The sequence below is a fragment of the Arenibacter sp. P308M17 genome, from assembly GCF_003426735.1.
Taxonomy (GTDB): Bacteria; Bacteroidota; Bacteroidia; order Flavobacteriales; family Flavobacteriaceae; genus Arenibacter.
Genome location: NZ_QVON01000003.1, coordinates 554,372 through 568,861, shown reverse-complemented (window position 1 = coordinate 568,861; position 14,490 = coordinate 554,372). Strand labels below are relative to the sequence as shown.

Here is a 14,490-nt window from a genome sequence, read left to right as displayed (position 1 = left end):
TAACCATTAGGTGGAATCCTGGATTATATTGATTTTTGGGTCACTTATAAATATTTTCTTGAGGATTTCCTTAATTTCCTTTTTTGTTAGCCCACTTGATTTTTTCCGGGGAGATTGGAGTAAGATTGCCATAGTTATCATTTGTTTAATACCACATAATCAAAAGTGTATACACTTGTGATTCGGATTGCAATATAGAAATATTTTTTGAAATAAGTGCATACACATTTGAAAAATCAGTATACAAATCAATAAATCGTCCTGCATAGAGCAAGTCAAACTTTTGAAGTTCATTGTTAATTGCTCGTTTCTCAGAGGGTACCGATGGGTGAGGTTTTATAAAATGCTATTGCGTTCTATATCTATTAACACCGGTTGGCGAAATTATATCCATATAGATTTAAGACCGTTGCATAACCCTTACCAAAAAGGGTCGATTTTTTAAATTTGATTTTTTAGAAATTTTTCGGGCCGATATTTCAGTCATTTTTCGTTTTTTGGTTATTTTTCGGGTCAAATGGCCCGTCTTTTAAAGCCATTTTCCCTTAATTTTTACAATTGGACGCAAGTATCCCCGGACTGCGGTACAAATTGTAGCACATGGCCTCCATTATATTTTGGGTGTGCATTTTTTTAATTCCCCTGTACCTTGCTGTTGCTCCGGAAAACCACCTTTTAATACCTCCAAAAGTACGCTCGACCTTAAACCTTGTCTTGCCCACAAGTTTGTTGAACACCTTCTCCCAATGGGTCAAGGGTCTGTTCTTGTATACTTTTTTTAAAATGTGGTTCTTTAATTTTCGTTTTTTTAGCAGTGCCCCGTTTTTCTTGGATTGGTAGCCCTTGTCCGCTTTTAAGGGAATGTCCTCCGGCAGGTCCGCCGTGTCCAATACTTCTTCCAGATTGCTTATCTCATTGGTGCTTGCCTTGGTTGTAAGTACGCCCAATACCAAGCCTTCGTTATCGGTAACGTGATGCTTTTTGTAACCGAACCTATACTTGCCGCCTTTCTTTAACCAAGCAGCTTCGGTATCCACACTGGCCGCATAATCCTTGGTCACTTCAACTTCCTGCCCATCTTTTCCGTCCTCGGTGACTTTATGGTCGGTCTTGCCCTTGGGCATCCTTGCGTTCCAATTTATCTATCTTTGGAAAATAATTTAGGAAGAGGGACTTCACAGCATCTTCTATCAATATCTCTGCAACACTGCCGGAACCTTCCTGTTCCCCTTCATAAACCAATTCTATCTTACCGATAATAGAGGGAATAACCCCCATAAAATCGCTCAATCTTATTATTGTCGTTTCTTGACCATTCTTCAGTACCCTTCGCTCAGCGGTACTCATTAGATTTTCGAAGGAAGTTATACTCATCCTGGCGCTAATACCACTTTTGGCATCTACATATTCACTTTCCCTGGCTTCCCTGCTTATTTGTTCCAAAAGATCTTTTGCTAAATCCGGGACATAAATGGCCTCAGTTTGGCGTTTGTCCAATTTGGATTCCTGTTCCGTAATTTTACGCGCGGTTTCAATATCTTCGGGATAGTGCGTTAAAATCTGGGACCCTATCCTATCTTTTAGTGGGGTTACGATACTTCCCCTATTGGTATAATCTTCAGGGTTCGCAGTAAATACAAATTGTAGGTCCAAAGGCAATCGAAGCTTAAAACCCCTGATTTGAATGTCCCCTTCTTGTAAGATGTTAAAAAGGGAGACCTGTATCCTTGCCTGTAGATCCGGCAGTTCATTGATTACAAAAATACAACGGTTGGCACGGGGGATCATTCCAAAGTGTATAACCCTGTCATCTGCATATGACAACTTTAGGTTTGCAGCTTTGATAGGATCTACATCACCAATTAAATCGGCCACAGTAACATCCGGTGTAGCCAATTTTTCATAGAATCGATCACTTCTGTGCAGCCAGGAAATGGGTGTTAGGTCACCGTGTTCCTTTATGGTTTCTATAGCAAAGCGGGAGATTGGGCTTAAGGGGTCATCATTTATTTCCGAACCGGTGACTATTGGAATATACTCGTCCAATAAATTTACCACTAGTCTTGCCAAACGCGTTTTAGCTTGGCTCCTAAGCCCCAGTAGATTAATGTTGTGCCGGGATAATATAGCTCTTTCAAGTTCCGGCACTACAGAATTTTCGTAGCCCCAAACCCCGGGAAATGTAATTTCATCCGACTTTATTTTGTCAATAAGATTTGCCCTTAACTCATCCTTTATTTTTATTGTTTTGTATCCTGCCTTTCTAAGTTACCCTAGATTGGTAATATCCTTATGATTTAATTTCATCTGTAAATATTTATATTTTGGTCTCCCTGTTTATTTAATTCAACAGGAATGGCGCCTATCAGCTTTTGCTTTTTTTTGTTATTTATCCTTTTAATCTTTTTCTCCTATTTTGTTCGTAATCCTCAAAAATCATTTCACCAAGTCCCTTTAAGCCGGTAAAGAAGGCTTTTCCCTTATTGGCTTCCGTAAAATGCCTCACAAATTGCGTTAAATACGGGTCCTTGGCAATCATAAAGGTAGTTATGGGGATATGGAGCTTTCTGGCCTGCCTGGCCATGTTGTAGCATTTCTCCACGATATAATCGTCCAAGCCCACACTATTTTTATAGTAGGTGCCATCAGCCAATCGAATACAGCTGGGTTTGCCATCTGTAATCATAAATATCTGTTTGTTCGTATTTCGCTTTCTACGGAGCATGTCCATGGCCAATTGCAATCCGGCAACCGTATTGGTATGATAGGGCCCCACTTTAAGATAAGGCAGATCCTTTATTGGAATGGGCCAGGCATCGTTGCCAAAAACCAAAATCTCCAAGGTGTCCTTTGGGTAACGGGTCGTGATGAGTTCTGCCAAGGCCATAGCTACCTTTTTGGCAGGCGTAATGCGGTCTTCACCATAGAGTATCATACTATGGCTAATGTCGATCATTAAGACCGTGCTCATTTGAGCTTTGAATTGGGTGTCCTCTACCACCAAATCCTCTTCGCTTAAATGGAAATTACCGATACCATGGTTTATCTGGGCATTTTTTAAACTCTCGGTCATGGAAATTCGCTCTAAACTATCGCCAAATCTATATTCCCTGAATTCTCCCATATGTTCATCCCCCCTGCCCGACAAGCCGGTTTTATGATTGCCCGAACCACTGCGCTTTATCTTGCCGAAAATTTGGTTCAGGGCCGCTTGTCTGATAATCCGTTCCATTTTGGCAGTTATGGACAAATCCGCTTTCTGCCCCCCCGGAACCATCGCCATCACCTTCTATTGGTTCCTCTCTCAGAAATCCTTTAGCCTTAAGATCTTCAATAAAATCATCAATGGTATAATTCTCATCGGTAAGTTGGTACTCCTTGTCCAACTCCCTTAACCAATCCAAAGCCTCATCCACATCTCCAGAAGTATGTGTAATCAGTTCCTTGAAAATGTCAAAAAGCTTTTCAAAAGGAGTTTGTTCTGGGGTTTCATAGTTGGAAAATCGAAACCCTTTTCTTTTATTAATAGCCATACTATAAATTTACTTAATTTGGTCTAGACCATTTCCTTTTTAAAGAAAACTTAACGGTTTACCTATATTAGTATCGCTTGGATCATAAAAACCTTTCATATTACAGGGCATTTTTTAACACTCCTTCACTTTGGACTGGGGAATTGGAGGGTTTGAAGCAATTTGTATTTCCAGAAATATATTTTGAAAATTTGGATATGGGGTTGATTCCCTCCAATGTACGGTTAGGGCATAAAATAGAACACATTTTTCTAAAGCTGATCCAACATTCGCGGCAATACAAAATTATAGCCTACAATATTCCCATAAGGAAGGAAAAAGTAACCTTAGGGGAAATAGATTTCTTGTTGCAAGATATTGACAGTCATAAATTTACTCATGTTGAATTGACGTATAAGTTTTATGTAATATCTGAGGAGGCAACAAATATTGAGCACCGATTGATAGGGCCCAACCAGCGCGATTCCTTTAAAGCTAAGAAAGAAAGGATGATAAATCATCAAATTCCACTTTTGAAGACACCGGAAGCCATATCTGTGCTACAAGGGTTTAATATAAAACCTTCGGAACTATTGCATCAGGTATGTTTTAAATCCCAATTATTTATCCCTTTTATGGCGCATAATTTGGATTTGGCACCTTTTAACGCCAATTGTATAAGTGGAAGGTGGATTCCTTTCCAAAAATTTAAGTCCCCTTTGTTTCTTGAACACCAATATTATTTTCCGTCCAAGCAGGAATGGCTTCTGGACCCACATCAAGGAGTTAATTGGCTAAGCCATAATGATGTGCTAGAATTGATTTCAGCTGGATTGGAAATTAAGAATTCTCCATTATTATGGATGAAATCATCGGATTTTACCTTTGAAAAACTATTCGTTGTTTGGTGGTAAAATTTATTGAAATTAGTTGGAAATAAGGGAGGTATGAAACCTGTGTAAAAATAATAGAAATAAAATAGGCCAGCAATATTGGGATTAAAGTTTCGTTTTCTATAGACAAATCTTAAAACCCCGTACCTATGACAAAAGTTTATTTGTTGTTTTTTCCATAGCCCAGGCAAAGGACGATTGTGAATTAATTTATTCTACCGCTTCCTATGCCCTTAATCATGCCAAAAGCGCATTGAAGGCGAATAACTATGATCATCAGAAATTCTATTCGGGAAAGGCCTTGGAGTCCTATGAAAAACTTTTTAAGCTATTGGAAGGCAGTCAATGTGAAGGCCTTTCGGAAAAAGTTCAGGACATTATAGCGGATGCCTTAAAGGCTGCCGACCCTGCAGATTGGGATAGAGGACGTTATTACAGTAAAAAGGTATTTACAAGTACCCTGGACCTGATCAGTTATATGGATGGTAGGACCGAAGTTGCAGGCGTTGATAGTACAGAGTAACTTTTAGGGTCTAGTACCCCTCCTAATATCAAAGAAAAAGTCATTGTATACATGGACCAAATAATATTAGGTTGAACCGGTATACAATGACTTTTTATTTTTATTCTGAAGGGCTTTTAGCCGACAATATCCAAAGGCGCAGTGGTTTTCCAATTGCCCCTGGTAAAATCCGGGAACTCTTGAGGAGCACCATTTTGGGCCACAGATACCTCGCTCAAAGTACCTACAGCACTCCAATAGCAGCCTTCGTATACGTTCTGATCTAATGGTAGGCCATTGCGTAGGCACTCGATGATTCGATACCTCATTATAAAGTCCATTCCACCATGTCCGCCCATTTTGGTAGCCAATTCTCCCAAGCGCACGTACAATGGATGTTCATATTTTTCAAAAATCTTTTGCAATTGCTCGCCTTCTGCCCATTCGTGGTGGCTATCCGGACCGCCTTCTATCCCACCTTCCAAGGCAATTCTGGTAGGGAAACCTGCCAGGGTTCCTTTTGTTCCTTGAATCAGGTTAAGTCGGGTATAGGGTCTGGGGCTTGTTTCGTCCCACTGTACCAAAATAGTCCTACCCATATTTGTTTTTACAATGGATGTATTTATATCCCCTCCTTTAAAGTCCAACTTGTTCCATTTGTGGTCTGCTGGAAAATTCTTGGCGGCGTATAGATTACGTCCTTTGCCGGGAGAAGAGAAGGAGTTTATAAATTTAAAATTATCCTCACCCCTGGCTAAATTCATATATTGGGCAACCGGTCCCAAGCCATGTGTAGGATATAGATTGCCATCGCGATTGGCATAATGATAGGTACGCCAAGATCCGGTGCCCCGTTCCACCTGGTTCATTTCTGACCTTAATTCGTGGATATAGGATGCTTCCCCGTGCAGCAACTCCCCTATAACACCTTTTCGGCACATATTTAGGTAGAGTAGTTCTTCCCTGCCGTAGTTGACGTTTTCCATCATCATACAATGCTTTTGGGTTTTTTCCGAGGTATCCACAATGTCCCACATCTCCTGGATGGTAAGGGCAAGTGGAACTTCAACAAAAACATGGGCCCCACTTTTCATAGCTTCAATGGCCATAGGTGCATGCAATTCCCATGGGGTACAAACCCAAACCGCGTCTGGTTTTTCCTTTTTTAACATCTTTTTCCAGTCGTTCTCCCCATTGGTGTACAGGCTTATCTTCTTGTGCCTGGTACCCCCACCATTCTCCTTACAAACATTTGCCGATTTTTCGGCTAGATCCTGGTACAAATCACTGATAGCCACTACTTCTGTTCCCTCAATGGCCGCAATCTGTTGTGCATGCCCAGACCCTCGGGCACCTACTCCAATGAAAGCGCATTTTACCGTCTCCAATTTAGGAGCAGAAAATCCGCCCATATAGTTGGCGTTAGATAAAGGTGCCGGAATATTATACGGGTTGTTGCCAGTGATTGAATTTGACCATGCCGGGGTCATTGCCAAACCCATACCAGCAATGGATGTTTTTCTCAGAAAATCTCTCCTATTTGATTTCATAGCCTATGCTCTTATTAATGTTAATTGATTAATCCTTGTGATTTTTGAAGATAAATAACCATTGGACTTCATTTCACCATAGTTGGTATTTGGTATATTTCCCCCAACCGTAGAAGACAGCTCATCAAGTTGCGACCCTAAGATATCCTTCGTTCTTTTGCCCCATACATCTAAGGTAAAACTGAGATTGTTGGTCAAATTTATATCAAGACCAAAATTTGTCGATTCGGAAGTTTCCCAAGTCATCAAGGGGTTGGTGATTCCCCCATATTGTATTCCCTTGACTTCTCGCGGACTTTGTCCCAAAAAATATCCGGTGCCCCCGACGTACTGCTCTTGCCATCTCCATGGATCAACTGCATCATTACCTACAGTCCCATATGATGCCCTTAATTTAAGTCGCTCAATGAAATTAATGTCAAAGAATTTTTCCTCACTTACAACCCAACCAGCAGAAACAGAGGGGAATAACCCCCAACGCTCGCTTGGTTTAAATATTAGAGACCCATCATATCTAAATGATGCAGTAAGCAAATATTTGGATTTGAAGTCATAGTTTAATCTTCCAACATACGACAATCTACCTGTTTCATTTTCAGATCCTCCAGCCCATGAATCTTCAGGTACTCCACTAGTTTGATTCCATTGATCCCTTACCAGAACGGGAAAATCATATCGACCAGCTCCAAAATTGTTATTGAAACCTTCACTTTGTTCATAGGCTAACAATGCATCAATACCGTGATAACCAAAAGCTCTCTTAAAATTTATTTGCGTATTAAATTGATATGACCTGTTAAAATAAGCTGTTTCCGAAAGTGATTCCCTGGATGGCCAATTGCTTTTAACAGTTTGCCCAGTAAGTTTCACTTGTGAAAAGTCATGAGGTGTATGCCCAGTAATTTCGTATAGCGTATGTTTCTTTTGAAATATTTTTACATCGCTTGTCGACTGGTTGTTCGCGTAAGTAACCTTTGCAGATAGGCCTTCCAATGTTGGAATGTTATAGGTCAAACTAAGTACAGCATTTTGATTTTGACCTCTATTTTTCATATATCCGGAATTATTGATCAATCCGCCCACATTACCTAGCCATCCTAAATTAGGGGCTTTCCCATCTATAAAAATTGGGTCGTAAAAGTTCCAAGTCTGTAACTTTGTCCATAACCCCTCTCCTCCCCAATCACTGCCATCACCAGGTGGGTCCATTCTTTGGCGTAAGCTATTGGAAATAGCAAGGTTCACATTCGCAGTTAGGTTATTAGAAATTTTGACATCAATATTTGCCCTTAAATTGTTTTTATCATAGGTAATCGGCTCAAGAAAACCTGTCTGTTTAAAGATAGAACCCCCTATGTAGTATTTAACCGCATCGGATCCTCCGGATATGCTAACAGCATGACGGCTACTATAAGGATCTTTATAAACTTCGTCCAAATAATCGTAACCATAACCATTGTTTACGGTACGTAACCAATCTAAATCTTCTTGGCTCCAAGAAAACCATGAAGTCTCACTTATTGTATTGGCCATATTGGCAATATCTATCCCTGACATCATATCAGGCAATATAGTTGGCTTTTCTACACTATAGGTCGAAATATAATTTATCGTAGGCTTACCGGAATGTCCTTTTTTCGTATTTACCAGAACAACCCCATTGGCAGCTCTGGCCCCATAAATAGCCCCAGAAGCGGCATCCTTTAGGATGCTGACTTCCTCTACCTCATTAACATCAAGTGCATCAAAATCGGCCTTGCTCTTTACAATACCATCAATAACATATACTGGAGTAGCATTGTTCCAAGTTCCCCTCGCCCTAATTGTTAAATCCGAGGATATTCCAGGCATTCCCGTATTGCTTGAGACCGTTACTCCCGATAGCCTTCCCGCCAACAGTGTAGTTAGATCGGCCGAGGGTATTTGCGCAATCTTTTCCGTAGTCATATTGGTTATGGATCCGGTTAATGTGGCCTTGCTTTGGGAGCCATATCCAACAAGTACAACTTCATCCAGACCGGATGCACTTTCCTCTAGTTGGATTTTTAGAATCGTCAATCCTTTTAAAGGAACTTCCTTTGTTCCGAAACCGAGATAGGACACCTCCAGAATAGCCTCCAGATCAAGTACACTTAACTGAAAATTTCCGTCAAAATCAGTTTGGGTACCGTTTGAGGTACCCTTTTCCATAATATTGGCTCCCGGTAATGGCTCTCCATAATTGTCAGTAACGGTACCCTTGACAACGAAAGATTGTTCAATTGATTCCAAATCCTTCTTTACAGTAATAGTACCTGTATCGAACGATACTTTTGTGTTGGGCTCATACACATTGGCCTTAGCCCAGCCAATAAAAACCATCATAATGAGTATCGTGAGCTTAATTTTTAATAAGTCCTTATATGGGCAAGCCAAATGGAAAGACCTCTGTTGATCGACTTTTTTCATAATTCTTTAAATGGTTGATTTATTAAACATTAGGTGATTCACTTTTTATAAATGCGATTATTGTATTCTTTTTTAAACTGATTTTTTCAATTAACCATTAGGTGGAATCCTGGATTATATTGATTTTTGGGTCACTTATAAATATTTTCTTGAGGATTTCCTTAATTTCCTTTTTTGTTAGCCCACTTGATTTTTTCCGGGGAGATTGGAGTAAGATTGCCATAGTTATCATTTGTTTAATACCACATAATCAAAAGTGTATACACTTGTGATTCGGATTGCAATATAGAAATATTTTTTGAAATAAGTGCATACACATTTGAAAAATCAGTATACAAATCAATAAATCGTCCTGCATAGAGCAAGTCAAACTTTTGAAGTTCATTGTTAATTGCTCGTTTCTCAGAGGGTACCGATGGGTGAGGTTTTATAAAATGCTATTGCGTTCTATATCTATTAACACCGGTTGGCGAAATTATATCCATATAGATTTAAGACCGTTGCATAACCCTTACCAAAAAGGGTCGATTTTTTAAATTTGATTTTTTAGAAATTTTTCGGGCCGATATTTCAGTCATTTTTCGTTTTTTGGTTATTTTTCGGGTCAAATGGCCCGTCTTTTAAAGCCATTTTCCCTTAATTTTTACAATTGGACGCAAGTATCCCCGGACTGCGGTACAAATTGTAGCACATGGCCTCCATTATATTTTGGGTGTGCATTTTTTTAATTCCCCTGTACCTTGCTGTTGCTCCGGAAAACCACCTTTTAATACCTCCAAAAGTACGCTCGACCTTAAACCTTGTCTTGCCCACAAGTTTGTTGAACACCTTCTCCCAATGGGTCAAGGGTCTGTTCTTGTATACTTTTTTTAAAATGTGGTTCTTTAATTTTCGTTTTTTTAGCAGTGCCCCGTTTTTCTTGGATTGGTAGCCCTTGTCCGCTTTTAAGGGAATGTCCTCCGGCAGGTCCGCCGTGTCCAATACTTCTTCCAGATTGCTTATCTCATTGGTGCTTGCCTTGGTTGTAAGTACGCCCAATACCAAGCCTTCGTTATCGGTAACGTGATGCTTTTTGTAACCGAACCTATACTTGCCGCCTTTCTTTAACCAAGCAGCTTCGGTATCCACACTGGCCGCATAATCCTTGGTCACTTCAACTTCCTGCCCATCTTTTCCGTCCTCGGTGACTTTATGGTCGGTCTTGCCCTTGGGTCTCAACGGGGTATCGATAACGCTGGCATCTACGATGGCCCCTGTCTTTACGATGATGCCGTTAAGTTCCAGCTGTCTGTTAATTTCTTTGAATAGCGGTTCGTAGGCATTGGCCCTGGTCATAACGCTCCTAAAAAGGGATAGGGTGCTATGGTCCGGTGCCACTTGGTCGATGTGGAGCCCGCAAAAGTAACCGAACGAAATACTGTCGTTCATCCGGTCCTCGACTTCATAGTCGCTCAGGCCGTACCAAGTCTGTAACAGACTCATTTTAAAAAGCAATAATCCGCTATAGCTAGGTTTGCCAGTAGCACTCTTGCCCTTGGTATAATGCTTTTTTATGACCTTGATGATGGGCCGCCAATCCAAAAGAGTGTCCATCTGTGCGAAAAAGGTCCGCTTTATCTTGCGTGAACGAAGGTCGCATATACTATCCGCTAATGTGGGGGAACGTTGTATTTCCATCAATACAAGATACGAAATATCGAAAAATTATTCAACCCCTAGCAACGGTCTTGATTTAGTAATCTATACTAGGGAAGGGTCCCCAAATACTATTGACCTTCGCTTATCCAAAAGGTTTAATAAAACTGAAAAAAAGTAATTGAAAATCGGTTAAAGATCCAAAATTCTATTTTTACTTTCTTATGCATTGAAAAGGCTTGTTACAAGGATGAGAATTCGCTTAGACCATACTATATTCCGATTTTTGATTGGTATATTATTGTTGCAACTATGTCTGTTAAAGTATTTGAATCAAATTTTTAATTAAATAACCATTTAGGATACAACGAGCTCATTCGCCTCGTCTAAAACAGTGTTGGTAAAGCTTTTTAAATAAATTTCAGTTGTACGTAACGAATTATGGCCTAGTCCTTCGCTAATTATCTCTGTTGATATTCCCATAAACTTGGCTATAGTGGCCCAAGAATGACGGATAGTATAAGTCGTAAAGGCTTCCTTTATACCCACATCATTGGCGATGATTTTAAGGTAACCGTTCATCCTTCTTCGTAAGGATTTGTATTTTTCATAACGCTTTGTACTTCCATCATAATTCGCAGGGAATAAATAATCATTTTCCGTTTTATCATGGATATAGAAACCCAAAATTTTTCTAAGCTCATCCGTAATACGAACAGAAAGCTGGTCGCCTGTTTTACTCCTTCCATAAAATATGCGGTCATTGACCATGTCCTTTACCTGAAGCTTTACTAAATCTACAAAATTCATTCCCCTACAGTTAAACATAATAAGGGTGTAATTTTTAGCATGCCAGATTGGAGATCCTTTTTTATAGCATAAATCCCTAATCTTTAAGAAATTCATTTTTACAATTGCCTTCTTTTTGGTACGTCGGGTAGCAGGTATTTTAAAGTGTTCGAAAGGATTTTTTTTGGTCACAAATTGATCTTCTTTGATTGCACTATTATAAATGGCTCTTATGGCCCGCATGTAGGAGCTAATTGCATTATTTGAGTTGCCTTTTGATTCACGATCAATTTGGAAATCTTTTAAGAATGTCACATTGATTTCATCTAATCTTATATCTTGATTAGCATTAAACTTGTTGAAAGCATTAATCCCATTGTTGTACCATTCGGCAGTGCCTGGCTTATTGGATTTTAATTTTCTGTCTATGATTACCTTACCCCATTCAGATAAGGTCAGTCCATTTTCCACTTCTTCTCGTATACTGATACCAACGGCTTTGTCCCAGGCCTTTTTGATAAGTCCAACCAGAATATCGGGACTTATCAAGTCTATGCTATCTCCAAATTCAACGATAAGCTTCCGGGCAATATGCAGTTTGTCATAAATAATTTCGTTCACATCAGAGCAGTCAATATCTTCATTAACGATTGCAGATTTTTTAATTTTCATCATTTTATCATCCCATGCACTTGGTGAAGTGCTATAAGGTAGACGAATAATTCTTGTTTTACGATGAAACAAACGAATCGCTATAGGAAATAGTTCCGTATTTGCAATTTTTGCTGATTTTCTTGTATCCAAAACCAATCTTATCTTGGCCATTTCTCTTGTTCTTTACTTAAAGTTAATGAAAAATATGGCTCACTTTAGGCTCACTTTTTCTTCATACCATTTGATATCATATAATGGTTAATAATTTTAAATAAATACAAATAGTTGAAAATCAAATATTTATATAATTATTTGAAATAAACATACTAGAATTTTTGCGCCTGGCAGGCAAGAGGTCACCGGTTCGACTCCGGTATTCTCCACCAATAAACACGAAGCTTCAAGAGTTTTTAACTTTTGAAGCTTTTTTCATTTGCACGCAATTTGCACGCGAAATATGTTAAAAATCATTTTGACATCAAATGATATCATTTGATGTCAAAATGCAGCAAATATGTTTTATAGACTTCTGTTTTCATTATTCAATCCATATTTTTAGAATCTTTCAGTGCCAGTATTGGAACAAATCATATGCCCCACTTGCCAAAGGTTTTATTTGTGAACTTAATAATTAATCTATTGTAAAAACCTAGGCATATCCTACTACCATAAGTGTCCCATAAAAGGTTAATTAGCGAAACTACTAAAAAGGACCAAGAATGGAACACTGGGATAAAAGAATATCAGTTTTCTCAAAAGTGTCCCATAAAACGGCCTTTTTAAGGGACAGTAATTTTAACGTATTTTAGTATTTGCTTAAATACAAAAAAAGATATCTTTATACTATGGAAAATCAACCATGTATAAGACTAGAAGCGAATGCAAAACAGATAATGGACTGTAGGACATCTATTGGGGAATTGGATGGTTCCCTGGCATTGATTTCCGAGGTTTTAAATTTAGCGGGAAACAAAGTTCGCCTTCAGATTCTTTATTTGCTTCAAAAAGAAGGAAGACTATGTGTTTGTGATTTAAGCGATATTTTGGAAATGAACGTTTCCGCAATTTCCCAACACTTGAGAAAATTGAGGGATAGAGATATTGTATACACTACTAAAGAGGCACAGACCGTTTTCTATTCGCTAAATAAGGACAAATCCTTCATAATGACACCTATATTTGAAATGGTAAAGGACAATAAAGTATTGGTATAAAGAATGAAGCACAATAAAAAATTGATAGGCACATCTCTACTTACGGCGACAACGGCATCATTATGCTGTATTTCTCCCGTATTGGCAATGTTGGCCGGAACAAGTGGTATAGCATCCACATTTTCGTGGATTAATCCTTTTAGACCGTACTTGATTGGTCTAACGGTTCTAGTTTTGGTCTTTGAGTGGTATCAACGGTTGCGGCCAAGGATGCAAGAAGAGTTGGAATGCGCTTGTGATGAAGATGAAAAAACATCGTTTTGGCAATCCAAGAAATTCCTAGGGATAGTTACCGTATTTGCGGCCATAATGCTGGCGTTTCCCTATTATTCCTCCGTGTTCTATCCACAGAACAAAACAAACGACACCCCTACCATGTCCAACAATATAAGAGAAATCACGGTGGATGTAAAAGGAATGACCTGCCTAGGGTGCGAAGCCCATGTTGAAAGTGAGATAAACAAGTTGGACGGAATATTTAACGTCAAGGCCGATTTCGAAAAAGCGAATACCGTCATAAAATTCGACCATGCAAAAGTCGATGCAGGAAAGATTGAAGAGGCAATCTTAAAAACTGGATATAAAATAGTGAAGTAATGGAGATACAGTTCGAATCTACGATTTTCTGTCCTAGTTGCGGACACCAAAAAATAGAGGAAATGCCAACAACGGCATGTCAATTCTTTTATGAATGTGAGAGTTGCAAAACGGTGCTGAAACCAAAAGAAGGAGATTGTTGTGTTTATTGTTCTTACGGAACTGTATCTTGTCCGCCGATTCAAGAAAACAAAAGTTGTTGCTGAAAAGACAACACTCTAAAAAATGATATATTAGGAAAATGCAAACGGAAGAAGAAATCCTAAAAATAAAAAAGGTGAAAAATACCGCAGTTAGAACTGTGGTTTTACGCCATCTTTTAAGCCATGAAAAAGCCCAATCGCTAAAGGATATCGAAAACGCATTGGCATATACTGACAGAAGTTCTATTTTTAGAACATTAAAGACTTTTGAGGAAAACAAAGTAATTCACAGTATTGAAGATGGCTCTGGAATGACCAAATATGCAGTTTGCGCTGAAGGTTGCAATTGCGACCCAATAGATTTGCACTATCATTTTTATTGTACTAACTGTGACAAAACGTTTTGTCTTTTCGACATTCCTATTCCCAATATTCAACTTCCAAAAAATTTCAAGTTGCAACAAGCAAATATGGTCGTGAAAGGCTTGTGCGACAACTGCAACAGATAATCTTTGCAATCGAGTTGCACTAAAAGCTAAATACATTTGCAATA

General features: G+C 39.0%; 11 protein-coding genes and 2 pseudogenes. 6 read left to right on the top strand and 7 right to left on the bottom strand.

The features are described from left to right. Positions 1-545: 545 nt before the first annotated feature. The 3 genes and pseudogenes from D0S24_RS10360 to D0S24_RS10350 all read right to left on the bottom strand — a co-directional run bounded on the left by D0S24_RS10360 (position 546) and on the right by D0S24_RS10350 (position 3,533). On the bottom strand, positions 546-1,124 hold the full coding sequence (locus tag D0S24_RS10360) for a transposase (protein ID WP_251795764.1): 579 nt from the start codon (positions 1,122-1,124) through the stop codon (positions 546-548). After that, a pseudogene (locus D0S24_RS10355) lies at positions 1,117-2,244 on the bottom strand (magnesium chelatase); the annotation flags it as partial. The pseudogene D0S24_RS10355 and the gene D0S24_RS10360, both read right to left, overlap by 8 nt. Positions 2,245-2,389: 145 nt before the next feature. Then, positions 2,390-3,533: pseudogene (locus D0S24_RS10350) on the bottom strand (vWA domain-containing protein). 77 nt (positions 3,534-3,610) lie between these two features. Between D0S24_RS10350 and D0S24_RS10345 the strand changes: the two are divergent. Both D0S24_RS10345 and D0S24_RS10340 read left to right on the top strand, forming a co-directional pair. After that, entirely contained in the window at positions 3,611-4,426 is an 816-nt protein-coding gene (locus tag D0S24_RS10345; protein ID WP_117019790.1) for a DUF1853 family protein, read from the top strand. Between the two features lie 232 nt (positions 4,427-4,658). Then, on the top strand, positions 4,659-4,928 hold the full coding sequence (locus D0S24_RS10340; protein WP_117019789.1) for a hypothetical protein: 270 nt from the start codon (positions 4,659-4,661) through the stop codon (positions 4,926-4,928). Positions 4,929-5,044: 116 nt separating this feature from the next. Here D0S24_RS10340 and D0S24_RS10335 read toward each other — a convergent pair whose 3' ends face one another. From D0S24_RS10335 to D0S24_RS10320, 4 genes are all read right to left on the bottom strand, one after another. Continuing rightward, positions 5,045-6,457 carry a Gfo/Idh/MocA family protein gene (locus tag D0S24_RS10335; RefSeq protein WP_117019788.1) on the bottom strand — a complete coding sequence of 471 codons (1,413 nt, stop codon included), beginning with the start codon at positions 6,455-6,457 and terminating at the stop codon, positions 5,045-5,047. 3 nt (positions 6,458-6,460) lie between these two features. After that, positions 6,461-8,821, bottom strand: a complete 2,361-nt coding sequence (locus tag D0S24_RS10330) for a SusC/RagA family TonB-linked outer membrane protein (RefSeq protein ID WP_181938066.1) — start codon at positions 8,819-8,821, stop codon at positions 6,461-6,463. A 720-nt stretch (positions 8,822-9,541) separates the two neighbouring features. Continuing rightward, positions 9,542-10,582, bottom strand: a complete 1,041-nt coding sequence (locus D0S24_RS10325; RefSeq protein ID WP_117019786.1) for an IS5 family transposase — start codon at positions 10,580-10,582, stop codon at positions 9,542-9,544. 315 nt (positions 10,583-10,897) lie between these two features. Beyond that, positions 10,898-12,154, bottom strand: coding sequence for a site-specific integrase (locus D0S24_RS10320; protein ID WP_117019785.1), 1,257 nt, complete (start codon positions 12,152-12,154; stop codon positions 10,898-10,900). Between the two features lie 674 nt (positions 12,155-12,828). On the opposite strand from D0S24_RS10320, the gene D0S24_RS10315 reads away from it, so the two are divergent. From D0S24_RS10315 to D0S24_RS10300, 4 genes are read left to right on the top strand one after another with little or no spacing between them, the layout of a single operon-like run. Continuing rightward, positions 12,829-13,197, top strand: coding sequence for a metalloregulator ArsR/SmtB family transcription factor (locus D0S24_RS10315; RefSeq protein WP_117019784.1), 369 nt, complete (start codon positions 12,829-12,831; stop codon positions 13,195-13,197). A 3-nt stretch (positions 13,198-13,200) separates the two neighbouring features. After that, the gene (gene merTP, locus D0S24_RS10310; RefSeq protein WP_117019783.1) at positions 13,201-13,794 is read left to right on the top strand and encodes a mercuric transport protein MerTP; all 594 of its coding nucleotides are present in this window, start codon (positions 13,201-13,203) and stop codon (positions 13,792-13,794) included. Then, positions 13,794-14,000, top strand: coding sequence for a GDCCVxC domain-containing (seleno)protein (locus tag D0S24_RS21330; RefSeq protein ID WP_117019782.1), 207 nt, complete (start codon positions 13,794-13,796; stop codon positions 13,998-14,000). Before merTP ends, D0S24_RS21330 begins: the two co-directional genes overlap by 1 nt. Before the next feature lie 35 nt (positions 14,001-14,035). Next, positions 14,036-14,446 carry a Fur family transcriptional regulator gene (locus tag D0S24_RS10300; RefSeq protein ID WP_117019781.1) on the top strand — a complete coding sequence of 137 codons (411 nt, stop codon included), beginning with the start codon at positions 14,036-14,038 and terminating at the stop codon, positions 14,444-14,446. Positions 14,447-14,490: the final 44 nt, after the last annotated feature.